At 62.0% G+C, this 22601-nt stretch carries 19 protein-coding genes, 2 tRNA genes and 1 pseudogene; 9 read left to right on the forward strand and 13 right to left on the reverse strand.

The genetic code is table 11. From position 1 onward, the window contains the following. Positions 1 to 326: 326 nt before the first annotated feature. The 5 genes from NKI01_RS01580 to NKI01_RS01600 form a co-directional block, all read right to left on the reverse strand. A complete protein-coding gene (locus NKI01_RS01580) occupies positions 327 to 3110 on the reverse strand; it encodes a valine--tRNA ligase (protein ID WP_352938414.1) in 2784 nt (927 codons plus the stop codon). Positions 3111 to 3546: 436 nt separating this feature from the next. Then, positions 3547 to 4410, reverse strand: coding sequence for a PopZ family protein (locus NKI01_RS01585; RefSeq protein ID WP_352961627.1), 864 nt, complete (start codon positions 4408 to 4410; stop codon positions 3547 to 3549). Positions 4411 to 4608: 198 nt separating this feature from the next. After that, positions 4609 to 6000 (reverse strand): TolC family outer membrane protein, encoded by a 1392-nt coding sequence (locus NKI01_RS01590; RefSeq protein ID WP_023720047.1) that lies wholly within the window; start codon positions 5998 to 6000, stop codon positions 4609 to 4611. 186 nt (positions 6001 to 6186) lie between these two features. Further along, positions 6187 to 6855, reverse strand: coding sequence for a protein-L-isoaspartate O-methyltransferase family protein (locus NKI01_RS01595; protein WP_352715230.1), 669 nt, complete (start codon positions 6853 to 6855; stop codon positions 6187 to 6189). Between the two features lie 89 nt (positions 6856 to 6944). After that, positions 6945 to 7018, reverse strand: a tRNA-Cys gene (locus NKI01_RS01600). Positions 7019 to 7233: 215 nt separating this feature from the next. Here NKI01_RS01600 and NKI01_RS01605 point away from each other — a divergent pair. Then, positions 7234 to 7434, forward strand: coding sequence for a hypothetical protein (locus tag NKI01_RS01605; RefSeq protein WP_352643778.1), 201 nt, complete (start codon positions 7234 to 7236; stop codon positions 7432 to 7434). Between the two features lie 75 nt (positions 7435 to 7509). Here NKI01_RS01605 and NKI01_RS01610 read toward each other — a convergent pair whose 3' ends face one another. After that, a complete protein-coding gene (locus NKI01_RS01610; RefSeq protein WP_023676401.1) occupies positions 7510 to 7770 on the reverse strand; it encodes a hypothetical protein in 261 nt (86 codons plus the stop codon). Between the two features lie 220 nt (positions 7771 to 7990). Between NKI01_RS01610 and NKI01_RS01615 the strand changes: the two genes are divergently transcribed. Together NKI01_RS01615 and NKI01_RS01620 are read left to right on the forward strand one after the other, a co-directional pair. Further along, positions 7991 to 8065, forward strand: a tRNA-Asn gene (locus NKI01_RS01615). 338 nt (positions 8066 to 8403) lie between these two features. Beyond that, positions 8404 to 9045, forward strand: coding sequence for a peroxiredoxin-like family protein (locus NKI01_RS01620; protein WP_287212788.1), 642 nt, complete (start codon positions 8404 to 8406; stop codon positions 9043 to 9045). 1664 nt (positions 9046 to 10709) lie between these two features. Here NKI01_RS01620 and NKI01_RS01625 read toward each other — a convergent pair. The 5 genes and pseudogenes from NKI01_RS01625 to NKI01_RS01645 form a co-directional block, all read right to left on the reverse strand. Beyond that, a complete protein-coding gene (locus tag NKI01_RS01625; protein ID WP_023720041.1) occupies positions 10710 to 11000 on the reverse strand; it encodes a DUF982 domain-containing protein in 291 nt (96 codons plus the stop codon). Positions 11001 to 11208: 208 nt separating this feature from the next. After that, the gene (locus NKI01_RS01630) at positions 11209 to 11463 is read right to left on the reverse strand and encodes a DUF982 domain-containing protein (protein ID WP_023720040.1); all 255 of its coding nucleotides are present in this window, start codon (positions 11461 to 11463) and stop codon (positions 11209 to 11211) included. Positions 11464 to 11512: 49 nt separating this feature from the next. Beyond that, positions 11513 to 11644 (reverse strand): hypothetical protein, encoded by a 132-nt coding sequence (locus NKI01_RS01635; RefSeq protein WP_280940424.1) that lies wholly within the window; start codon positions 11642 to 11644, stop codon positions 11513 to 11515. A 928-nt stretch (positions 11645 to 12572) separates the two neighbouring features. Further along, positions 12573 to 12850, reverse strand: a pseudogene (locus NKI01_RS01640) (AtaL-like protein); the annotation flags it as partial. A gap of 35 nt (positions 12851 to 12885) precedes the next feature. Continuing rightward, positions 12886 to 13749 carry an SDR family oxidoreductase gene (locus NKI01_RS01645; protein ID WP_352643184.1) on the reverse strand — a complete coding sequence of 288 codons (864 nt, stop codon included), beginning with the start codon at positions 13747 to 13749 and terminating at the stop codon, positions 12886 to 12888. Between the two features lie 103 nt (positions 13750 to 13852). Here NKI01_RS01645 and NKI01_RS01650 point away from each other — a divergent pair, with 103 nt between their 5' ends. Further along, positions 13853 to 14743, forward strand: a complete 891-nt coding sequence (locus tag NKI01_RS01650) for a LysR family transcriptional regulator (RefSeq protein WP_352643186.1) — start codon at positions 13853 to 13855, stop codon at positions 14741 to 14743. A gap of 599 nt (positions 14744 to 15342) precedes the next feature. Here NKI01_RS01650 and NKI01_RS01655 read toward each other — a convergent pair. Next, a complete protein-coding gene (locus NKI01_RS01655; protein ID WP_023720037.1) occupies positions 15343 to 15768 on the reverse strand; it encodes a hypothetical protein in 426 nt (141 codons plus the stop codon). Between the two features lie 370 nt (positions 15769 to 16138). On the opposite strand from NKI01_RS01655, the gene NKI01_RS01660 reads away from it, so the two are divergent. The 4 genes from NKI01_RS01660 (at position 16139) to NKI01_RS01675 (ending at position 20369) form a co-directional block, all read left to right on the forward strand. Then, complete coding sequence (locus tag NKI01_RS01660; protein WP_352495399.1) at positions 16139 to 16393, forward strand: hypothetical protein; 255 nt, start codon at positions 16139 to 16141, stop codon at positions 16391 to 16393. Between the two features lie 285 nt (positions 16394 to 16678). Further along, complete coding sequence (locus NKI01_RS01665) at positions 16679 to 17164, forward strand: (2Fe-2S)-binding protein (RefSeq protein WP_031194306.1); 486 nt, start codon at positions 16679 to 16681, stop codon at positions 17162 to 17164. Next, positions 17161 to 18150 carry an FAD binding domain-containing protein gene (locus NKI01_RS01670; protein WP_352961630.1) on the forward strand — a complete coding sequence of 330 codons (990 nt, stop codon included), beginning with the start codon at positions 17161 to 17163 and terminating at the stop codon, positions 18148 to 18150. The genes NKI01_RS01665 and NKI01_RS01670 overlap by 4 nt, the downstream gene beginning before the upstream one ends. After that, positions 18147 to 20369, forward strand: coding sequence for a xanthine dehydrogenase family protein molybdopterin-binding subunit (locus NKI01_RS01675; protein WP_352495401.1), 2223 nt, complete (start codon positions 18147 to 18149; stop codon positions 20367 to 20369). The genes NKI01_RS01670 and NKI01_RS01675 overlap by 4 nt, the downstream gene beginning before the upstream one ends. Positions 20370 to 20482: 113 nt before the next feature. Here NKI01_RS01675 and NKI01_RS01680 read toward each other — a convergent pair whose 3' ends face one another. Next, entirely contained in the window at positions 20483 to 21670 is a 1188-nt protein-coding gene (locus NKI01_RS01680; RefSeq protein ID WP_352495402.1) for an amidohydrolase, read from the reverse strand. Positions 21671 to 21760: 90 nt separating this feature from the next. Between NKI01_RS01680 and NKI01_RS01685 the strand changes: the two genes are divergently transcribed. After that, positions 21761 to 22591 (forward strand): AraC family transcriptional regulator, encoded by an 831-nt coding sequence (locus NKI01_RS01685; protein ID WP_352857570.1) that lies wholly within the window; start codon positions 21761 to 21763, stop codon positions 22589 to 22591. Positions 22592 to 22601 lie beyond the last annotated feature (10 nt).

Genomic DNA, 22601 nt, shown 5'->3' on the forward strand with positions numbered 1-22601 from the left:
GTACATGTACACCCTGGCCGAACGCATTTCCGACAAGGTGTCGGCCTTCTCGACAAGGCGGGAAAATGGCTGGCTCGGTACAAATCAATGAGAAAAATCGGGAAAATCGCCTAAATCACGACAAAACTGGGCATTTCGCGTGCGCAGCCACCCATTGTTACATTATGGCAACAATGGGGCAAAAACATTCAGTTTGCCTCAAGATTTACGCTGCGGAATGCCTGTTTTCGTGGCAGGAAGCCCATCTGGAAAGCAGATTCGTGACCCGGCGAATCTGCTCGATCAGCCGGCCCAATTTGCTCTATCAGCCGGCCCAATTTGTTCGATCAGCCGGCATCGCGCACCCGCGTCAATGCCACCGAAAGCTTCTCTTGCGCCTCGCGATATTCGGCGAGTTTTTCGCGCTCGGCCTCCACCACCTCGTCCGGTGCGTTGGCGACGAATTTCTCGTTGGACAGCTTCTTGTAAAGCCGCGCAATTTCCTCGGTCACCTTGGCAAGTTCCTTCTGCAGGCGCGCTGCCTCGGCTGTAACGTCGATCAGGCTGCCGAGCGGCAGGCAGATGGTCGCCTCGTTGACGACGATCTGGGCGGAGCCCTTGGGCGCCGCATCGACCAGCGAGATGTCGCCGACCCGCGCCAGCCGCTTGATGGCCGATGCCTGGCGCTCAAGCCTTTGGTGGGTCGTTTCATTGGCACCGATCACCATCAGGGGCGCGATCGCTGCCGGCGGCACGTTCATTTCCGAACGCACCGAGCGGATGCCGGAGACGAGATCGACCAGCCAGTTGATATCGGCGGCGGCCTCCTCGTCCTCGAAGTCGGGCGACGGCCAAGCCGCATGACAAAGCAGCGACGGCCGTTGCCTGCCCTCGCCGGCGGTTTCAGCCCACAGTTCCTCGGTCATGAACGGCATCATCGGATGCAGCAGCTTATAGATCTCGTCGAGCACGAAGGCGACGCAGGCCCTGCTCTCGGCCTTGGCGGCTTCGTCGGTGCCCATGAATACCGGCTTCAGCAGTTCCAGGTACCAGTCGCAGAACTGGTTCCAGACGAAGCGGTAGGCAGCACCCGCCGCCTCGTTGAAGCGGTACGAGGTGATGCCGTCGGTTATGTCGCGCGCGGCTCGCGTCAGCTCCGTCAGGATCCAGCGGTTGACCGCCAGCTTGGCGTCCTGCAGCCAGAAATCGTCGTCGCGCGCCACTTCGTTCATCTCGGCGAAGCGCGTCGCGTTCCACAGCTTGGTGCCGAAATTGCGATAGCCGGCAATGCGGGCCGGATCGAGCTTAACGTCGCGCCCTTGCGCTGCCATTACCGTCAAGGTGAAGCGCAGCGCATCGGCGCCATATTCGTCGATGAGGTCGAGCGGATCGATGACGTTGCCTTTCGACTTCGACATCTTCTGTCCATTCTTGTCGCGAACCAGCGCATGCACATAAACGGTATGAAACGGCTCCTGGTCCATGAAATGCAGGCCCATCATCATCATGCGGGCGACCCAGAAGAAGATGATGTCGAAACCGGTGACCAGCACGTCGGTCGGGTAATAGGTCTTCAGCTCCGGCGTCTGGTCCGGCCAGCCGAGCGTCGAGAACGGCCACAGCGCCGACGAGAACCATGTGTCGAGCACGTCCTCGTCGCGGGTCAGGATCTCGCCAGGCTGGAAATTCTCGAGTTTGTCCTCGACCCAGGCCTTCCACGGCCCTTCCAGCGCCAGATAATATTCGACGGCGGCACCGAGCGCTTCTTCCTCGGTCTTTTCGACAAAGACATGCCCGTCCGGCCCGTACCAGGCAGGGATCTGGTGGCCCCACCAGAGCTGGCGCGAAATGCACCAGGGCTGGATGTTCTCCATCCAGTCGAAATAGGTCTTTTCCCAGTTTTTGGGCACGAAATTGGTACGGCTCTCGCGCACCGAGGCGATCGCCGGCTTGGCCAGTTCCGCCGCATTGACATACCATTGGTCGGTCAGAAACGGCTCGATAGGCACGCCGCCACGGTCGCCGTGCGGCACGGCGTGGCGATGCGGCTCGACCTTTTCAAGAAAGCCGCCCGCCTCCATCAACTCGACGATCTTCTTGCGCGCATCGAAACGATCCAGGCCATCGAGGCCGTCCCAGACGGCCTGGCGCTCCGGCGTCACTTCCAGTCCGGCCAGAAAGTCCTCATTGTCCTTGAGGCTCACCGCCGCATTGACGGTGAGGATGTTGACCGCCGGCAGCCGGTGGCGCTTGCCGACCTCGAAATCGTTGAAGTCATGCGCCGGCGTGATCTTGACCGCACCGCTGCCTTTTTCGGGATCGGAATACTCGTCCGCCACCACCGGGATCTTGCGGCCGACGATCGGCAGGATGAGGTTCTTGCCGACGAGATGCCGGAAACGCTCGTCGTCGGGGTGGACTGCGACAGCCGTATCGCCCAGCATCGTCTCGGGGCGGGTCGTCGCAACGGTGATGAAGGTTTTCGGATTTTCCGGATCGAACGTCTTGCCTTCGACCGGATAGCGGAAGTGCCAGAGGTTGCCGTTGACTTCCTGCTGCTCGACCTCGAGATCCGAGATGGCGGTCAACAGCTTCGGGTCCCAGTTCACAAGGCGCTTGTCCTTGTAGATCAGCCCTTCCTTGTAGAGCGTCACGAACACTTCGAGCACTGCCTTCGACAGGCCCTCGTCCATGGTGAAGCGCTCGCGGCTCCAGTCGGCCGAGGCCCCGAGCCGCTTCAGCTGGTTGAGGATGGCGCCACCGGACTCGGCCTTCCACTCCCACACCTTGTCGATGAACTCATCGCGCGTCAGGTCGCGACGGTGGATCTGCTTTTCCATCAGCTGGCGCTCGACCACCATCTGGGTGGCGATGCCGGCATGATCCATGCCCGGCTGCCACAAGACGTTCTTGCCGCGCATGCGCTCGAAGCGCACCAGAATGTCCTGCAGCGTGTTGTTGAGCGCATGGCCCATATGCAGCGAGCCGGTGACGTTCGGCGGCGGGATGACGATGGTGAAGGCTTCAGCCCCCTCCTCGGCGCCGGCACCGGCCCGAAACGCGTCGGCCTCTTCCCAAATCCTGGCAATCTTCGGCTCGACGGCTTTGGCGTCGTAGGTCTTTTCGAGCATGGGAAAACGGTCCGCGCTGTCCGGAATTTGTGGTCCGGTGTAAATCGGAAGGTTGTTGCCAAGTCAACCGCAAGGGCGGCATGGCCGATAGATAGCGCCGGGATGGTTAGGTGCAACTCGCGGAAGTGACGTTGCAAGGCAATCGCTTCAGGTTTGCGCTGCCCCTCATTGCCGTGCCCGTCCTCCGCAGCAGCTGCGCTGAAGCTGCGGAGGGTGGACCGGGCATTTCTCGCCGTGTAGTGACGGGGAGAAAGACGCCTGCACTCCTGTACTGAAGCTTTCGCCAATCACGAACGTTGCGGAAAACGCGGCGGGGTTGCGGTCAGCCCCTTCTGCCCGTCACTATACGGGGAGGGTGCCGGCAGGCGGATGACGGGCAGCGCCGACTTCGACGATTTGCCGGTCGAGCGCCGCCCATCGGCGGCTCTCCGAATTGCTACTGCGCGCCGCGCGCGACGCGCTCGATTTCCTCGCGCACCAGCCGCTCGACCAGCGTCGGCAGGTTGTTGTCCAGCCAGTCCTGCAGCATCGGCCGCAGCATCTCCTCGGCCATCTCGTCGAAGGTCTTCTTGCTGCGGCTGGCAAATGCGTCTGAAAGCTCGCCGAAGGCGGCGGCAACCTGCCGCCCCGTATGTTCCGAAAGGATCGCCGGCCGAGAGTACGGCGCCTCGCTGGCCGCCGAACTCGCCAATCCCATTTTCGAAGGTCCCGGGCCGATTTTCGAAGGTTCCAGGCCGCTTTCCGAAGACTGCGACCCATTTTCAGAAGGCTCCGGCGCAGGTCCAGCAGTCGCCTCGTCTTCGAAAACCTCGGCTTTTGGCCCGGCGTCCGGCGTCCGGGGTGGCTCGGCCCGGTCCGGGTTGGCCATCGCGTCGCCGACCGCTGCGATCTCGCGCCGCCAATCGGCAATGATGGTGTCCGTCGTCTCGGCAGCCTTGGCCGTCGCAGGCCGATCCGGCTTTGCGGGCGGTTCGGGAGCGGTGTTCACCTCAGCCAGAGTGACCGGCGCTTTTGCCGGGCCGGGACGCACTTCCGTATACGCATTGACGGGCGCGGATGATGGCTGCACCTCGGCCCGCGTGGCCGGCTTGGCGATCTCCAGTCCGCCGCGCAGTTCGGAACGGAACGCATCGCCCTCCGCTGCCGGTCCGGCTGCCGGCGCCGGTTGCAGATCCTGGCGCAGCTCGTCCGCGTCGCCCGGCTGCTTGCGGCCGGTATCGCTGTCCTCGATGATCCTTCTGATGGAAGCCAGTATCTCTTCCATGGAAGGTTCGCGCTGTACGCTGCTTGCCGTCGCCATCGTCACATCCGCCGCCCTTGTGACTCGTTCTCAGATTTCCTGTCCGGCAATGCCGGATTCGAATCATGGCGACAGCGTAACCGACGGAACGCCCTGCGAGAATCCCCAATCTGGCGACATCTCGGATTTCAACAGATTAGGGTCGGGAGTGGAAGCCCGCGCGTCGTTCGAGCGCGGGCTGAAAACACGGCCTGGCGATCAGCGGCCGTCCGGCGTGCGCAGGCCGATCCACTTGTCTTTGACGGCGTTGTAATGCTCTTCCGGCCTGTACTTCGTCACATTGAGCGCAAGGCGGTCTGCCGACAAATGGCCAACCGCCGAGAGGATGGCATAGCTTGCCACCACCACGTCGCGTTCGGCACTGGCAAGATTGATCTTGGCGGTGATGACGGTCGCCTGCGCATTGAGAACGTCGAGCGTGGTACGCTGGCCGACATTGCGCTCCTCGATGACGCCGTTCAAGGCAAGTTGCGCGGCGGCGACCACCTGCCGGTTGGCCGTGACGCTTTGCTGCGCGGCGGTATATTGCGTCCATGCCGATGTCACGGCCTGGCGCACCTGGTCGCGACTCACGTCGACTTCGATCCGCGCCTGGCTGAGCGATTCCTTGTTCTGGCGCACGGTCGCCGAGGTCCGTCCGCCGGAATAGATCGGCACGGTCAGTGTCGCGCCGATGTTCGCCGACGTCCTTGTACCATCCTGCGATGCCCCAAGGACGCCCGGAACCGTGTTGCGATAGTCGCCGGAAACGCCGGCGCTAGCCGAAAGCTGCGGCAGCAGCGCGCCTTCGGCCGATTTAACCGAAAACGCCGCCGCGTCGACCAGATGCTCGGTGGCGAGGATGGCCGGATGTTCGGCCGATGCGATCGCAATCGCTGCATCGAGACTCGACGGCAACAGCTTTGACAGCGGCGAAGCCGGCCTGAGCCTGCCCGGCTCGTCGCCGACGATCTGGCGATAGGTCGCAGCACTTGCCAGCGCTGTCGCGCGGGCGGCGCTCAACTGCGCCACCGCGGAGGCGCGCGAAGCATCGGCTTGCGCGACGTCGGTGCGCGTGCCTTCGCCGACCTCGAAGCGCGAACGCGCCGCACGCGCCTGCTCGGTCAGGAATTGCAGATTCTGTTCGGTCAGCACCGCGATCTGGCGGTCGCGGATGACGTCCATATAGGCACTTGCCGCGTTGAACAGGGTGTTTTCTTCGGTGTTGCGCAGGCTCTCGACCGAGGCGCTGACCCGCGCTTCAGCGGCCGCGACATTGTTCCTGGTCTGAAAGCCGTCGAACAGGGTTTGATTGATCTGGACGCCAAAGTTGCCGGTAGTTATGCGTGCGGTTCGACTGGTACCATTGACGTGGGTGCTGGTGTAGTCGATGTCCGCGGAACCGGTGATGGTCGGGCGCCAGCCGGACTTGGCGATTGCAACGCCCTCGTCGGTGACGCGGACGCCGGCGCGTGTCGAATTGAGCGAGGAATTGTTTTGGTAGGCCTTTGAAAGGGCCCCGATGATCGTTTCGGCCGAGGCGACCATTGGAGAAAGCGCGGTCGCCGAAACGAGGACAGCGGTAAAAAGCAACTTGCGTACAGACGGCACGTTATATTCCCTCATTCGTTTTGCACGGGAACTGCGCCACGCTGGCTTCTCCTCTGATCAGCCGGCGCCGCGTTTTTTATCGTTCCCCCGCTGAAAGCCCCCAAGAAACACCCGGTTATGCAGATCAGCAACGATTGTTCAAACGCAAGCGATCATGACAACGCCTTCGCTGCAAGGCAAAATCACTCAGAATTCGAAGGCGGGAATGCGTTCAAATCCAGGTAGTGGCTTAATTGCCGCATTAAATGCGCGTCTTCCCGTTACAACCCCTCCAGTCTTAAAAAAAAGCCGGGCTACGCCCGAATTGCCCTGCCCCTCCACGGCGACGAGTCGGCCGCCTTCGGCAAGCTGGTCGAACAGCGCCGCCGGCACCTCCCCGCCGCTGCCGCCGAACAGGATCACGTCGTAAGGCGCCTTGGCAACATGGCCTTGCGGCAGCGGCCCCTGGACCACCGTGACATTGCCGCAACCCAGCGCGGCAAGCGTCGAAGTGGCGGTTTCGGCCAGCGCCGGATCGCTTTCCAGCGCGACCACGGACCTTGCCAGCCGCGACAGGATCGCCGCCGCGTAGCCGGTGCCGCAGCCAACATCGAGTGCCGAAGCGCTTGGGCCGATATCGGCCAGCTGCATCAGCTTGGCCAATGGCGACGGTTCCATCAGATAGCGCGGGCCATCGGCCGTATCGGCAATACGGATGTCCTCATCGATATAGGCGAGATCGCGCTGGCCGGCGCCGACAAAGGCCTCGCGCGGCACGACAAGCATCGCCTCGAGCAACGGCGCGCTGGTCACGTCGGTGGTGCGGATCTGGCCGTCGACCATCTTCACCCGGCGTTCGGCAAAATCAGCGCTCATGTTCCAACCATCCGCTTGCCGCGCAGAGGCCGCGGCTGTTTCGACCGGAACTGAAGCCCCCTGGCGCTGACGCGCGGGAGCTCGGGCATTGGAGGCCTCGCCCGGAATCGAACCGGGGTGCAAGGATTTGCAGTCCTCTGCGTAACCACTCCGCCACGAGGCCTCATTGCTCCCGGCGTTCCACCCGGCTCCAATAGGTTGCGGCGAAAATGCCGTCAAGCGGCCACCATGCATTCCCACCGGTTCTTCCGACATCGAGGCACTGCTTATCAACGCAATACCATGCTAGCAATAACATATTAGCTTATCGTTAAGCACGATTCTCGGCGAGAGGAACCCGATACCGGCGGCCACGTTGGGCAGATAGGAGGGTCCGCCATGCGTCGAGCAGCTACGGAAGACGGCACACCGCGCGGATTGTCGCAGTCTGCAGAGCTTGTGCGCTATGCCATCGACCGCCTCAGCATAGAAGGCGCAAACAGCCTGCCACCGCGCGACCGTGCGCGGCTGGCATCGGCCACCGCCGTCCTCAAGGAGCTTTGCGAACGCCTGGAAAGCTGCTTCGACCAACCTCGGTAATGCAGAAGCTAATGCATAGGCGGAGCACGCCGTCCTCCGGCATTTTCCGGCTAGCGGCGCGTCAGCAGGGCAATCTCAGTCCGGCCGCCGCCGCCGCTCCCACCAGACGACGAAACGGCGCCGGTGACGGCGCACCAATGCGAATTCGTAGGAGAGCACCAGCAATCCGATCGGCACCATCCAGAACCCAAGGATCGGCAGGAAGCCGAGAATGCCGCCGATGATCAGCACGACGCCGATCGCAATCCTGAGGCCGCGCGAGCGCGGCATGGTGAACTGGCGGCCGAAGACCGAGATTTTCCGGGCCGGTGGCTGTTCGTCGCTCATTGCCGTCATGTGAAATGTCGATCCGTTTGCATCAGTAGCACCATCAGCCGGAGAAAGCCGCAACGGCCTTTTCCGTTCCCCGACAGGCGAGAGACAGCTCATATGAGGGCGCTCGCCGGCCATTGCCAGAAAGCCCTGCGCCAAAAAGCACCGAAAAAATGCGAAATGCTTCTTTGCAAAGCCGAAACGGGTTTGCTATAGGCTGCCCCACTCACATGAGAGCCTCTGTTCCCCGGTAGCTCAGTGGTAGAGCAACCGGCTGTTAACCGGTTGGTCGCTGGTTCGAATCCGGCCCGGGGAGCCATCGCCTTTTCTACGCCAAGTCGCGATTTTGCACGCCGGCGTGCGATTTTTCCCTACGCTTCGATCTCGTGTCAGAGCATCGAGGACAGATGAAATCAAGCGCAGAATAGCGGCCTCGCCCGCCCAGCCTATTCTTCGCAAGCCGATCGCAGGACTGGCGACGCAGATGCTTTTTCGTGTTATGATGGGCTTGCAACGCGCGTAATCTCGACCTCGGCAATATGGCAGAGGTCGAAAGCTATTGCCTTGGCACAGGAAGCTTTCGCCCCCAGCACTTGATCGCCTCCGAAACGCTAGGTGTGCTGCTTCCCTGACTGACCCAGGGCGAGGAGGTTGTCCATGTCCACGAGTAGTGTTGACCGCCCGCTGCAGCCGGGCGACCGGGCACCGAATGTTGTGCTCAATGCGATCTCACGCGAAGGCAAGATCGCGCTCGATGATTTTCGAGGCCGTAGCCCGTTGTTGATCGGTTTGTTCCGAGGCCTGCACTGTCCGTTCTGCCGGCGCCATGTCGCGGCGATGGCGCAACTTAAGCCGGCCCTGCGTGAGAAAGGCGTCGAATGCCTGGCTGTGGTCAATACGCCGGTCGAGCGGGCGCGGCTCTATTTCCGTTACCACCCGGCACCCGATCTTCTCGCCGCATCCGACCCGGAGCGAGCCTCGCACCGTGCTTTCGGCTTGCGCGAGGTCGGGATGGACACGGTCATGGCGATACCGTTCCATCTCCCGGGCGAGTTGCCCGAGCCTATGGACGTCATGGCAATGAATGAATTTCTTAACAAGAAGGAAGGTTATGAGATTACGGAAGTCGATCAGCAGGCGATGGCTTCCAGCCAGGCGCAGCTTGTCGGTCAGTTCCTAATCGACCGGGCGGGCATCGTACGCTGGAACTTCACTGAAGTTCTGGAGGATGGCCTCAACACCTTCAGAGCGCCGAATCCCGAGGAATTGATGTCGGCAGCTTCCCAAGTTGCACATTAACAGGCTGCGGAAATGGGCTGCTAAAAACTCGCTCGACGGCCACCGTCCTGTGGTGATTCTTTGGATTTAACAATCGTCGAAATGCTCAGCGCGGGAGGCTAAGGTCTGCCCGTGGGCTTCGTAGCGATTTTTCGATTCAACGGTCTGCGGACCGCCCCGACGCTAGAGTGAGCAAGCCGCATAGGCGGGGCAACGTCCGCTCCTTGCCGCAATCACGTTGTTCCGACAGGCGCGCATAAGGTAATTATGCCGCCTCCCCGTCTGCTGCTCAGTAGACTCCATAGCGAACCTTGATTAGCGGCCCCTCCCTCGCACATCCGGGTTAGATAACAGCGGGGAACGCCGATGTCTGTGAGATCGTGTGTGCGCACAACGCCTCGTTCCTTCGCGAGTGCGACTGCCCGTTGCCTCAAAGATGGTTTTGGCCCACCGGTTGATCGGAGGCGCACGGCGCGCTCCCGGTCACGCTTGCGAGTCTTGATGGCGGGCTGCGGCGCAGTTTTGAGAGGAATCGGCAGCTCATAGTTCGCAGTTTCGTCCGGCCCGGGAAGCCAATATTTTTCAAAGGCGTAGAGGCTCCGGCGTTTTCATTGTTTTGGCTGACACCACGGTTTTGACAACGCCAAGACCATGGTCACTGCGTCTGGGATTCCCTATCGTGGAAGAATGTAATTGCTGAGCGACGATTCCGCTCGCCACTCCACGAACTGTGTCAGTCGTCACCACTGCTGACGGCCGGCTATGTAATGGGTAAGCGCCGCCGATTGCATTCCCTTCCCTCCTCGTTGACGAAAAGTGTTCGTTCGAATGATGCTTTTCCGTTGCCCTAAGCGCAAGGTTTTGACCAGCCAGCACAGGGCCTCCTCTTAAGCTCGCTGGTCGTCAAGGCCCAGCGGCCTCTAGCTGCCGTCCCCCCCGCAACCAAGCCGCTGGGCCGCCTCGCCAACGGCGAAGCTTGCAGGCCGAATGTATATTAGCAATATCTTGACTAGGCACCGTCCGCTCCAGACTCAAGCGTCTGGCGCGGGGCACTGGTTGCGATCACGGCCACGATACGTAGGCGGGTCACTGAGGACCGGACAAGCGTCTCGATTCCGAGCTACGGCTTCCCGCATTGCATCGTGGACAGCACGTCCAAGATCAAGAGAGGTCAGCAGATCGAGCTTGCCGGCGAGATCACGCGCATAGAGGAGGAAGGCGGCACTCACAATCGACATGGGACCGCTGTCAAGCCTGACGCCGAGGGGTATTAACCGACCTTCCTTTTAAATCTGAAATGCCTTACCCGAGGCCCGCCCTGGAACGGTAGGTCAGCGCTGATCTTCCTCGTCCGGCTCAGCCTGCATCGCGGGCCTTCATGAAAAGCTCCAGCAAGTCGGCGCCAATGCCGAGGGTTGCCATGAGGCTGAACTTAGAGCGGCTAGGGAGTTTCGTCGTCTCTGGCCTTACCAATCGCCTCAAGTAATGAAGCTAGGGTTGGGGTTAGCTCTGTTTCGACTGGCCCAAACAGCTTCTGTACATGACGACGATTGTCTTCGGTTCCGATCAACTGCCGAACGGCGTCCGCAAGGGACTTATGCCCAGCTTTGTCGCGCTTTGTCATGTCGGCCGAGGTTCCCCGCCTGTCGCGCAACTCGGAGATCAGGGAATGGTTGCATTAGGGATCAGGAATGTTTGGGAACTGGGCTCGGGTAACTGGCACATTCGGCCCTAATCAGACGAGCGCAGCACCCCTCCTCCTCGGCAGCAGCCAAGAATGCCTTTCGTGCCTCCTCAGGTTCCATCTCGTCGGAAATGCAGGCGATGCAGACGCGCACCGCTTGGTTCCATTTGGGGCCACGCTTGGTCCACTTCATCAGCTCCTGTCCGGCTGCCTCGACGTTGTTCACGTTCCGGGTCATACCGGCACGGTCAGTCGTCACAGGAACCGGAGGGGAGAACCAATGGGTTGCCATAAGGGGAACTTAGAGCGGCACAAGCCTGCCGACCAACCCAGGTTGTAGGGAACGATGTAGGCCCTCGCGGGGTTAGAACTTGCAGCGGTCGAGTCTTCGTGGATGCAGCCGCTGAGGGGGTCCGTCGCCTGTCCCTCACCGGCGGCGGGCTCCTTTCTGGAAGGCGGTGTTGGTCAGAGACACATAGAACCTTATACCGCAAAACAATTTAGCTATTTGTCGTTGGGGGAATTAACGTCCCCTCCTCCATCGCGGCAGCCAGGAATGCTTTGCGGGCCTCCTCGGGTTCCATCTCGTCGAATATCACGGCCATGCAAACGCGCACCGCGAGGTCCCAGCAAGGGCCACGCTTGGTCCACTTCATCAGCTCCTCGCCGGCTGTCTCGGCGTTGTTGACGTTGCGAATGATCCCGGTACGCTGTGTCTTGACGGGGACCGGAGGGTTGAACCAGTGGGGGGCCATACGTCACTCTTTGTCGGCCCTATCAAGTTCCTCCAGCAAATACCTTTGCTCAGCCGGCAGTTCCCCTTTCTACAGGCAGATTTAGCAGGTTGCGAAGGTAATTGCGGATTACCTCTGAAGTGATCCACCGCCGCACAACTTCGGCAATAACCTTCTGTTTGGCTTTATCGATTTCAGCCATGTTCGGGTCTGCATGCTTAAAAGGACCGAACTGCACCGCGAGCGGATTTGTTCCTGCTAATTACGAAGATCAAGCAGGACGGCGCGCCCCCTCTCGCGGGGCCACAATGAGCAAAATTCCTGGAATGCTGGGGGGGAACGTTAGGCGGATTAGTGAGGCGCGTGGCTGAGAGCTACTCCCGGCCGTCGAAACACACGAACAGGCCAGTGGCGGAAGCTACCTCAAGGATAGCCTCAGTTAGCTCTTCGTCAGATGCCCGCAGATTAGGCGCAGTCACGCGGACTCGTTCTATTGCAGCCTTGATCGAGACAATGTCTCCGCGAGCCGCCCCGTTCAGGAGTGCAGCAATAGCCTGATGTAGAATTGGACTGACACTTTGAACGACACTCATCCGACCATCCCCGAGGGGCACGCCGAAGAGACGACAGTACTCTCTCCCTGACCGACATCAACAGGATGTAAGAACCGTACAATGCTCGGGCCGTAACCGTCAGGAATGTTTGGTAGAAATTTCTGAGCGGGGGATCGGATAACCCGCTCGCGCGAAGATCCCCATGCCCCCTTCCGCAGCGTCGACCTTCCGTTCCCGCAACGAACACCCTACTTTCGACTTTGGCGGGATGGACCAGGCCCATGCGAGGCTCGTCGCTACTCGGCTCGCCGTCAGACCAAACAGTGCCCCTCCATTCAATCTTGCGGTTCTTGTCAAGCACAACGAACGTTGACGTTAGACAATGCTTCGGCCACCACCTTGTCAGGCACAACGCTTGAACTGGACAAAGCCGTGAAGCAGTACGTCATCTACACCCGCGTTTTGACGGACTGGCTTTGCGTTTCGTCCGTGCTTATAAAGCAGCTCGCTCACCAGCTGGTTGCAATTGCCGTTGGCGCAACTGATGTGAATGACCCGACCACTAGCTATGAAGGCGATTTCCGCGCCTTCGCGCGGACCGGTCGCCTGGAAGAAGGTGACCTTGCTTCCTGCTCAAGCGTCACGATCTCGCGCAGATCAGTACCGGCGATCATAGCTTCGCGCACGAAGTGGGTCGCGCTCTCCTCCACGACGTCGCAACGGGTGCAGAGGCCTGCGGGCAGGAACAGGCGGGCGTCGCGCGCCTTGAGTTCCAGGCCCTGCCATATCTGCGCACGGGTCAGCTTGGTCTCGCCTCGGGGATTCACCGGAACGGTAGCGGTCGAGTAAATCATGATATGTCTCCTGGACAGAACGTCGGTGATGGGGCTCAGACGGCAATTGCGGCCGCATAGTCGCGATAGGAGCGCAACGGCCGGCCCAGCAGCGCGGTCAGCCGATCGACATCGCCGGCATCGGGGACCATGCCGTCCGTGAGGAAGCGCTCGGCCATCAGGCGCATGTCGAGCGCCATCCAGCTCGGCATGAACTGCCGCAGGTTCTGCTCGAAGCCGGCGGTGTCGTCGCCGGGATACGCGATATGTCGACCGAGGACGTCCGTCCAGATCGCTGCGACGTCCGTGCCAGTCAGCGTGTCGGGGCCGACCAGGTTGATGCGATTGAGCGGGAGCGGCGCGGCGGCCTGCTCACGGCGGAGGAGTTCGATCGCGGCGATCTCGCCCAGGTCCCGCGCGTCGATCATGGCGATGCCCTTGGCTCCGATCGGCATCGGATAGATGCCGTAGCCGATCACCACGTCCTTGATCGTGATGTCGTTGTCCATGAAGTAGGCGGGCCGCAGGATGGTGGCGTTGAGCTCCATCTGTTCGATCATCCGCTCGACGCCGAACTTGCCCGCGAAATGCGGCACATTGACGTAGATGTCGCTGTGGATCACCGACAGGTAGACGATCCGCTCGATGCCGGCCTCACGGGCAACGGCCAGCGCTACCAGCGCCTGGGTGTATTCGTCGGCCACCACCGCGTTCAGCAGGAAAAGGGTGGAGACGCCGGAGAACGCCTTGCGCAGGGAATCGACATCGAGCAGGTCGCCCTGCACGACATCTACGCCAGTGGGGAAATTGGCCTTGGAGGGATCGCGAACCAAAGCGCGCACATGGGCGCCACGCTTCACGAGCTGTTCGACTACGTTGCGGCCGACATTGCCGGTCGCGCCGGTAACGAGAATGGTCATGGGGTTACTCCTGAGTTGAGCCGGATGGCTGCTCAGAAATTAGTGATCCACATTTGTGTCGGTAGGCGTTATATTTGGACACGCCGTCTCATTGGTGGAACATATGGATCTACTTGCCCTTGCCGATTTCAATCTGGTCGCCCGCCACGGGGGCTTCGGTAAGGCCGCCCGCGCTGCCGGGCGCCCGAAGGCAACCTTGTCCCGACGCGTGGCGGAGTTGGAGGCCAGTCTGGATCTACGGCTGTTCGAGCGTGGCGCCCGCGCGTTGAAGCTGACGGAAGAAGGACGTGCGCTTTTCGAGCGCGCGGGCCGGTTGCTTTCCGAGCTCGAAGAGACAGCGGCCGCGATCGCCTCAGGCGGCGAAAGGCCGCGAGGCAGGTTGCGGATCAGCGCCCCAGTGCTGTTCTCACAGACCGCGATGGGGAAGATCGCTGCCGGCTTCGCCCTGAAATACCCGGAGGTAAGGCTCGAGGTCACGACCGAAGACCGCGCCGTCGACATGATCGAAGAGGGATTTGACCTGGTGATCCGGGTCAATCCGGATCCGGATGAGAGCCTCGTTGGGCGAGCCTTTCTGCGTGATCGACTGGTGGTCGTGGCAAGTCCTCACCTCGCCCGGCCGGCGGACGGTCTGGCGACCCCGGCCGTCATGCGTTCGACAGCCGATCGAGGGGCTTGGGACGTGAAGACGCCCACTGGCCGGTCAACAATCGCGATCGAGCCGGTCCTTGCGCTGTCGTCACTCATCATGGTCCGGGATGCGGTACGAGCGGGCGTCGGCGCGGCGCGCCTACCTGTGTCGCTGGTGAGCCATGATCTGGCGGACGGAACACTGGTACATTGGGGGGATCTCGATCGACCCGACATCGCCCTGTGGACGCTCTATCCCTCTCGGCGGCTGCTGAGCGCCCGCGTCTCCGCATTCCTCGACCATCTGAAACAGGCCTTTCCCATGGGGACGCCTGACGAGCTGGCCGCCTATATCGGCAAATGACGCGCAGGGAGCTGGTTAACCCAGCTGAGGCCTTATGCGAGGCACAAGGAAAGCAGTTGCCGTACTTTCTAGGTGGGTGCGTTATCCGAAATATCTTCCGCGAACGCGACACTTTTTTTTAACGGCAACCGGCTCCGCGAACTGTGCCATCGTCACCACTGCTGACGGCCGGCTATGTGTAGGTATTGAGAGCGCCACCGACCGCATTCCCTTCCCTCCTCGTGGACGAAAAGTGTTCGTTCGAATGATGCTTGCGATATTGATAAGGTCAGGCTGGTCGAGAAGTACAGGCCGCCGAAGCGCAAGAAGCCGCTGCGTTGACATGCTGAATTAGCGGACAACAAACAGGGGAATTCAGGGATTCCCGGTGTTGATCTAGACTCCAGGAATGGAAAAGACGTTTGACGATCTTGCCAGCGCGATAAGGCCCCCCACGCAGACGTTTGGGGAGCCATCCGCGTCTTGGCCATCGATCTGGCCGGGAAGCTTCTAATGGGCCCTGCCATCGGCGTTGGCACTGGAACGGCGCTGGCCGGTTAGATCGCTAACCCGCAAGATTCCACCCGGGCGCGGATTCGCCCACGATCGCCAACTTGGCTTTATTCAGCCTTGAGGTTAATCACCCGCATCACGGCGACCACTGTCCCGTTGTTCGTAGCAGCCTCCTTCGTGCTACCCTTGCCGCAGCTCCATACATCGCCTTCCTTGGCTGTGAACTGCATATCCCCGGCCGTAACCTGCAGCTCGCCTTCAGTGACCGTGCAGACCATGTCGTCGGCCATGACATCCCCCAGCGGGCTAGATCCCTTTGGCTGATACACGACGTCTTCCATCGCGATTTTCTTGTACCCCTTGATATGGGAGTCTCGTGTTCCCAGTTCGACGAGCCGAACGCCGGGAAAAATCTCTTTGCCATCAGTCGGACCGTAGGTCTTGGCCGCTGCCGGAGTCGGCAATGCAACCAATAGCGGGGTCGACAACGAGGTGGCACCAAGGGCGAGAGCATTACGTCGATTCATCTTCATAACATTATCCTCCCTGAGTTAGTCCGCCCACAACTGGGCGAACCGGATATTTTACGCGCCCGTGCAGCCAAATAGTCAAAACACAATTGAGCAGGCCCATGCTCCGCCCAGGAAGCTGGTTAATCCAGCTGAGGCCCGCAGCGGGCCAACATAGCGAAAGTGCACTGTCACCGTAATTCTGCGTTCGAAGGGAAACCATCGCTCGATTTCACTCAAATGAAGGAAGACGCTTTACCTGAAAGAGGCTGATAACGCGCCAGAGCCAATCGGCTCGGCGATAATGCGCTTCGGCCAAGATGCCGACCTGAGCTTCGGCCCCAGTGTCGGTAGATCTACCGCGGCTTAGGCCGGCGCTTGGGGAGGAAATTCGATGAGATTGGCCATCGTGTGCGCGGCAATTGTGATTGCCGGATCCACCGCCGCCGTTGCGCACGAGAAAAAGGTGGTAGCCAGAAAAGGAATAACGCCACCTTGTGCCGATTTGTCAGGCACGATCAAGAAAAAGAGGGAGACAGAAGTGGATTACCGTTCAACCGGAACTGTCTCCGGCGCAATCCCCAAAAACAAGTCTGAGCCGCGCCTAGGCTACGAAACGGTTAACCCTGGCATCATATCTATCTTTTAGCTCGTTGATTGCGTGTTTCGCTAACTTGAATGCAGCACAGGTGGCCAGCAGGATACACAGGCGGCCACGAAGGCGAGCGCCGGTATTGAACTACGGTGACGGTGCACTTTTTGCGGCGTGGCATTCTCAGCCCATCCCGTGCGGGGTCCCAAACGTTTTTCGCCTTCCGTGACCGGCAGTGCCTTTCCCCCGAAATCGACCGCCCTATTTCGCCTCGACAGGTGGGCGGCTGATTGCTGGACGAGTCCCTGCGACTAGGACGGCATGTGCTTCGAGGTACCCCCAATGGACTTCCACGATCGGCACCTACTGCGGTTGCGGGTGAACGGCGAGGACCACAGCCTTTCCGATCTCGATCCCCGCGTCACGCTGCTCGACCTGTTGCGCGAGCGGCTTCATCTGACCGGAACGAAAAAGGGATGCAATTTCGGCGAGTGCGGCGCCTGCACCGTGCATCTCGACGGACGGCGTGTGAATGCCTGCATGATACTGGCCGTGTCCGCCGAGGGACGCGAGGTCACGACGATCGAGGGCCTGGCGGACGGCGATGCGCTTCATCCCGTGCAGCAGGCGTTCATCGATCATGATGGTTTCCAGTGCGGATTCTGCACGCCCGGGCAGGTGATGTCGGCGGCGGCGCTGATCGAGGAGGGACATACCGGCTCCGACGCCGAGATCCGCGAATGGATGAGCGGCAATCTGTGCCGCTGCTCGGCCTATCCGCAAATCGTCGAGGCGGTGCGCGCAGCGGCTGGGAGGGCGAGCCAATGACCCCATTCGTCTATGCGCGCGCCGATAGCCTGGGCGAAACGATCGCGGCCGGAGCGGCGCCGGACAGCGCTTTTCTCGCCGGCGGCACCGAATTGCTCAACTGGCTGCGCCTTGGCATTGCCGGGCCGGCGCGGATCATCGATATCTCCCGCCTCGACGGGCTGGATCAGATCGAGGCACTGCCCGGCGGCGGCTTGAGGATCGGCGCGCTGACGCATCTCAACGACGTCGCGCAGCACGAGTTGGTCATGCGCGACTATCCGGTGTTGAGCCAGGCGATCCTCAACGCGGCGTCGCCGCAACTGAGAAACCTCGCAACGATAGGCGGCAATCTGCTGCAGAAGACGCGCTGTGCCTATTTCCGTGCCGAAGAGCAGTTGCCGTGCAACAAACGTCGGCTCGGCTCCGGTTGCTCGGCATTGCATGGCATCAACGACAATCACGCGATATTCGGCTGGACCGAGGATTGCATCGCCACCCAGCCATCCGACCCGGCGGTGGCACTGGCAGCACTTGATGCAGTCATCGTCACCGCGCACCGCAGCGGCGGCCGGCGCATTCCGGCAGCCGAATTCCACCTGCTTCCCGACACGCGGCCCGAGGCAGACAATGTGTTGCAGCAAGGGGAACTGATCACGGCAATCGAGCTGCCGGCACCGGCGCCGCGATCGGCTTACCTCAAGGTGCGCGAGCGCGAATCCTACGAATATGCCATCGTCTCCGCCGCCGTAGTGCTGGAGATGGACGGCCAAACCATCCGTCGGGCTGCCGTGGCGCTGGGGTCCGTCGCGCTGCGGCCCTGGCAGCTGAGCGCCGCCGAGGACCAGCTCGCCGGTGCCGAAATCGGCGATCGCGAGGCATTGAGCACCGCTATCGAGCAATCCTTCGCCGAAGCGCGTCCCTTGTCGCAGAACGCCTACAAGATCGAACTGGCCAAGACCGCCGCTTTGCGGGCGATCGAAAGAGCAGCGAGGGTGCCGTCATGATGATCAGCCAGCCTGTTGCCCGCCCTGACGGCGGCGTCAAGGTTACCGGCCGCGCCCGCTATGCGGCCGACTATTTTGCCCCCGACCTGCTCTATGCAGTGCTGGTGACCGCGCCCGTTCCCGCCGGCCGCGTGACGTCGATCATGGTCGACGACGCGCTCGCCGAGGAAGGCGTCGTGCGCGTGCTCACGCATGAGGACATGCCCAAATTCGGCCGGTTCGCATCGCCAAGGGCCGAGCCGGATACGCAGACGCAGCACGCCGAAGGTCCGCCGGCGGCGCAGAGCTTCATGCCCATGCAGAACGACGAGATACGTCACGAGGGCCAGCCGCTTGCAATTGTGCTGGGCGAGACACTGGAGGCGGCGGAAGCCGGCGCCCGCCGCGTCTCGTTGCGCTACGAGTTCGCCGAGCCGGAATTGCCGGCACCACCCGAATGGACCGCAATCGACAAGGCTGCGGTCGTGCCGAGGGAGAGCGGCTTTCTGTTCCTGGAGCCGACGTTTACGAAGGGCGAGGTCGACCGCGGGCTTAGCAACGCAGCCGCCATGGTCGAAGCCGTCTACCTGCAGCCGTCGCGCCATCACAACGCCATGGAGCCCTCGGCGACGCTCGCCGAGTGGAACGACGGAGAGCTGACGCTGCACGACGCCACGCAGCACGTCTACGGTGTCCGCCAGGTGGTTGCGGCCCGCATGAATGTCCCGGCCGAGAAGGTCCGCGTGATTTCCCGCCATACCGGCGGCGGCTTCGGCGGCAAGGGCTGGATCTGGCCGCATCAGGTGCTGGCCGCCGCCGCGGCGCGCATCATGCAGCGCCCGGTCAGGCTGGCGCTCAGCCGCGCCAATGCCTATTCCTGTCTCGGCTATCAGCCGCGCATGGCACAGAAGATCGTGCTGGCGGCGGACAAGTCGGGCAAGCTGACCGCCGTGCAACAGGACGTGGTCAACCTGACCACCGTCACCGACGATTTCGTCGAGTTCGCCACCGAAGCCTCGAAGGGTCTCTACGCCACGCCGGCCATGCGTCTCAGCCAGCGCGTCGAGCGCGCGAACGTCGCCATGCCGACGGCGCTGCGCGCGCCGGTCGAGGGTCCCGGCACCTGGGCCCTCGAAAGCGCGATGGACGAGCTCGCCCACCGCCTCGGCATCGATCCGCTCGACCTGCGTCTGATCAACCATGCGGACACGGATCCGGCCACCGGCCAGCCCTGGTCGTCGAAGAAGCTGCGCGAGGCCTATGAGGAAGGCGCCCGCCTGTTCGGCTGGCGCGAGCGCCCGCGCAAGCCGCAACGCGATGGCGATTGGCTGATCGGCTACGGCATGGCGACCTGCAGCATGGGCTGTTTCCGCAACCCGACGCCTGCAGCCGAGGTCAGGTTGCACAGGGACGGCACGGTGCTCATCCGCACCGGCACCCAGGATATAGGGACCGGAACACTCACCATCTTTCCGCAGATCGCAGCCGATGTCCTGGGCCTGCCGATGGAGAGGATCGAGTTGGAAATGGGCGATACACAGCTGCCGGAGGCGGGTCCGACCTATGGCTCATCGTCGACCATGGGGGTGGGCGCGGCGGTGCTTGCAGCCGCCGAAGATGCACGTTCGCAGCTTGCCCGTCTTGCCAATCTGCCGCCCGACGAGGTCGAGATGCAAGACGGCCATATTCGCCGCAAAGGCGCTGCCGGCGGTCAGACGATCGCCGACGTGATGAGTCATACCGACATCGGCGAGATCATCGGCTCCGGCTCGTTCGATCCGGCGCAGCATGGCAAAGGCCTCGCCATGCGCACTTTCGGCGCGATTTTCATGGAGGTCGGCGTCGATCCGGGGCTCGGCCTGCTCAGGCTTCGTCGCGCCGTCGGCAGCTACAGCGCCGGCCGCATCGTCAATCCCCGCACCGCACGCAGCCAGATGACGGGCGGCATCATCTGGGGCTGGGGCATGGCGGCGATGGAGCAGAGCAGGCACGAACCGGTGCTCGGGCGGTTCCTGTCGAAGAACCTTTCAGGGGTTGCCATTCCGGTCAACGCCGACATTCCCGGCGACATCATTATCCACTTCGTCGACGAGGTGGACGAGCATGCCAGCCCGATTGGCGGCAAGGGCATCGGCGAGCTCGGCGCCACCGGCGTTGCCGCAGCGGTTGCCAATGCCGTCTTCGACGCTACAGGCAAGCGGATCCGGGAGCTGCCGATCACGCCGGAAAAACTGCTGTAGAAGGACTAGGCCCGCTATTGCCCTGCGATAGCGGGTCTCTGACGTAGTCGATTATCTCCTCTGCAAAGCTTGCCGAGACTTGGGAAATACCTGCGGCCCCCAGACCGACGTCTTCATTTCAGCTCAGATACTTTGCCGGCAAGCGTCTGCTCGACGAGGTTGACGTAGTAGCGCATCACCGTCGGCACGATCTCGTCGTTGAAGACGTAGCGGTCGCCGTGCAGGCCTTCGCCCGGGCCGACCTCGCCGGCACCGATCCACGCATAGCAGCCGCTCGCCTCACGGATCATGAAAGCGAAATCCTCGCAGCCGAGACTGAGACTGAACTCGGTCATGACATTCTCCCGGCCGACGACGGATGCCGCCGCCTCGACGGCGCGGGCCGTCGCGTCCGCGGTGTTGATCAGTGGCGGATAGCCCTTCCGGTAGTCGAACCTTGCCTTGAGCGAATGCGCGGCGGCGATGCCTTGTGCGATCTCGCCAATCAGCGTCTCGCAGTGGTTGGAAAGGCCGGGCTCGAAGAAGCGGCAGGTGCCTTGCAGCCAGACCTTGCCCGGCACGATGTTGCCGACATTGCCGCCATGGATCTGCGTGATGCTGACGACAAGCGCGCTCTGCGGGTCGACCGTGCGGCTGACGATGCGCTGGACGGCTTGCACGAAGGCGCCCGCTGCCAGGATCGGGTCATCGCCGAGCTGCGGCATCGCGGCATGCGCGCCAAGACCCTCGAAAGTCAGCTCGAAATTGTCGACGGCCGCCATCTGCGCACCAGCACGGGCCGCGATCGTCCCCAGCCTGACGCCCGGCCAGTTGTGGACCGCATAGACCGCCTCGACCGGAAAGCGCCTGAACAGGCCGTCCTCGATCATGCGCATGCTGCCGCCTTCGTTTTCCTCGGCCGGCTGGAAGATGAAAGTGACGGTGCCGTCGAAGGTGCGCGACTCGCTGAGCAATTTGGCAGCGCCGAGCAGCATGGCGGTGTGGCCGTCATGGCCGCAGGCATGCATCACGCCCTCTCTCCTCGAAGCATAGAGCAAGCCGGTTTTCTCCAGCACCGGAAGCGCGTCGAGCTCGGCGCGAAGGCCGATGGCGCGTGTGCCGCCACCGCTGCGCAGGACACCGACGACCCCGGTGCCGCCGATCCCTTCATGCACCTCGTCGAGGCCGAAGGAGCGCAGTTTCTCTGCAACGAAACGCGCCGTTTCGTATTCATTGAATCCGAGCTCCGGATTGGCATGGATATGGTGCCGCCAGCCTATGACCTCTGGTGTCAGCGCGGCGATGGGGTCATTGTGCAACATGATGCCTCCTTTCACGCCGGCAAAGGCGGCGCGGTTTGGTCCTGCCAGCCATAGAAGGCCCGACGAAAAGCGTCTTGAACCGGATTGACCATGGCAAAGACAAACCAAGCGGCAGAGACCGGGAAATACTGGCGCCATCCGTGCTTCCCCGACCTTGGCCTGTTCGAGGCGCGCTTCACCCAGCACCGTTATGACCTGCACACGCACCCGACCTATGTGATCGCCCTGATTACCTCCGGCTGCGAGCGTATTCGCATCGGCCGTCAAAGCGTTCTTGCTCCGGCAGGCGCCATTGCCGTCGTCAATCCAGAGGAGTGGCATGACGGCGAACGCGGGGCGGACGAAGGCTGGGCCTACCGGACGTTTTATCCCTCGGTGCCGCTGATGACCGCACTTGCCCGCGAACTCGGCTGGCACGGCGCTCCGGTGTTTTCGCGCGCGACTATCGAAGACAACAATCTCGCCGCAGCGTTGACGGCAGCACACCAGGGCTCGACATCCCCAGACACAATGACGGCCGAGACGTCCCTGCTCGTGGCGCTGCGACGGCTGATCGTTCGGCATGGCGACTCGAGCGGACAGGCCGAGGAGGTCGAAAGCTCCGGATCGCAGCGGAGGTTTTCGCTCTATCGCGACCTTGTCGAAAGCGAGCTCGGCTCGCAGCTCGACCTCAAGCGGCTTGCCGGTGCGGGTGGCGTGACCCGGTTCCAGGTCATCCGCGACTTCAACAAGGCGATCGGCCTGACGCCGGTGGCCTATATCCGCGACCGGCGATTGCGCCGGGCGAGCGCGCTGATCGAACAGGGATTTGGCCTCGCCGACGCCGCTATCGCGGCAGGTTTCGCCGACCAGAGCCATCTCTCCCGTACGTTCCGGGCCATGCATGGCATGACGCCGGGCATGTTTAGAAGAGCTGGATAAGGCGCTCCTC

This window comes from Mesorhizobium sp. M0815 (assembly GCF_040319995.1).
Lineage (GTDB): Bacteria > Pseudomonadota > Alphaproteobacteria > Rhizobiales > Rhizobiaceae > Mesorhizobium.

Excerpts from the sequence above, each read along its gene's own strand:
- NKI01_RS01680 (WP_352495402.1), bottom strand. The coding sequence starts at position 21,670 with ATGTTGCACAATGACCCCATCGCCGCGCTGACACCAGAGGTCATAGGC.
- NKI01_RS01635 (WP_280940424.1), bottom strand. The coding sequence starts at position 11,644 with ATGGCTGAAATCGATAAAGCCAAACAGAAGGTTATTGCCGAAGTTGTG.
- NKI01_RS01670 (WP_352961630.1), top strand. The coding sequence starts at position 17,161 with ATGACCCCATTCGTCTATGCGCGCGCCGATAGCCTGGGCGAAACGATC.
- NKI01_RS01665 (WP_031194306.1), top strand. The coding sequence starts at position 16,679 with ATGGACTTCCACGATCGGCACCTACTGCGGTTGCGGGTGAACGGCGAG.
- NKI01_RS01610 (WP_023676401.1), bottom strand. The coding sequence starts at position 7,770 with ATGACGGCAATGAGCGACGAACAGCCACCGGCCCGGAAAATCTCGGTC.
- NKI01_RS01585 (WP_352961627.1), bottom strand. The coding sequence starts at position 4,410 with ATGGCGACGGCAAGCAGCGTACAGCGCGAACCTTCCATGGAAGAGATA.
- NKI01_RS01580 (WP_352938414.1), bottom strand. The coding sequence starts at position 3,110 with ATGCTCGAAAAGACCTACGACGCCAAAGCCGTCGAGCCGAAGATTGCC.
- NKI01_RS01685 (WP_352857570.1), top strand. The coding sequence starts at position 21,761 with ATGGCAAAGACAAACCAAGCGGCAGAGACCGGGAAATACTGGCGCCAT.
- NKI01_RS01620 (WP_287212788.1), top strand. The coding sequence starts at position 8,404 with ATGTCCACGAGTAGTGTTGACCGCCCGCTGCAGCCGGGCGACCGGGCA.
- NKI01_RS01605 (WP_352643778.1), top strand. The coding sequence starts at position 7,234 with ATGCGTCGAGCAGCTACGGAAGACGGCACACCGCGCGGATTGTCGCAG.
- NKI01_RS01675 (WP_352495401.1), top strand. The coding sequence starts at position 18,147 with ATGATGATCAGCCAGCCTGTTGCCCGCCCTGACGGCGGCGTCAAGGTT.
- NKI01_RS01625 (WP_023720041.1), bottom strand. The coding sequence starts at position 11,000 with ATGGCAACCCATTGGTTCTCCCCTCCGGTTCCTGTGACGACTGACCGT.
- NKI01_RS01660 (WP_352495399.1), top strand. The coding sequence starts at position 16,139 with ATGAGATTGGCCATCGTGTGCGCGGCAATTGTGATTGCCGGATCCACC.
- NKI01_RS01645 (WP_352643184.1), bottom strand. The coding sequence starts at position 13,749 with ATGACCATTCTCGTTACCGGCGCGACCGGCAATGTCGGCCGCAACGTA.
- NKI01_RS01655 (WP_023720037.1), bottom strand. The coding sequence starts at position 15,768 with ATGAAGATGAATCGACGTAATGCTCTCGCCCTTGGTGCCACCTCGTTG.
- NKI01_RS01650 (WP_352643186.1), top strand. The coding sequence starts at position 13,853 with ATGGATCTACTTGCCCTTGCCGATTTCAATCTGGTCGCCCGCCACGGG.
- NKI01_RS01630 (WP_023720040.1), bottom strand. The coding sequence starts at position 11,463 with ATGGCCCCCCACTGGTTCAACCCTCCGGTCCCCGTCAAGACACAGCGT.
- NKI01_RS01595 (WP_352715230.1), bottom strand. The coding sequence starts at position 6,855 with ATGAGCGCTGATTTTGCCGAACGCCGGGTGAAGATGGTCGACGGCCAG.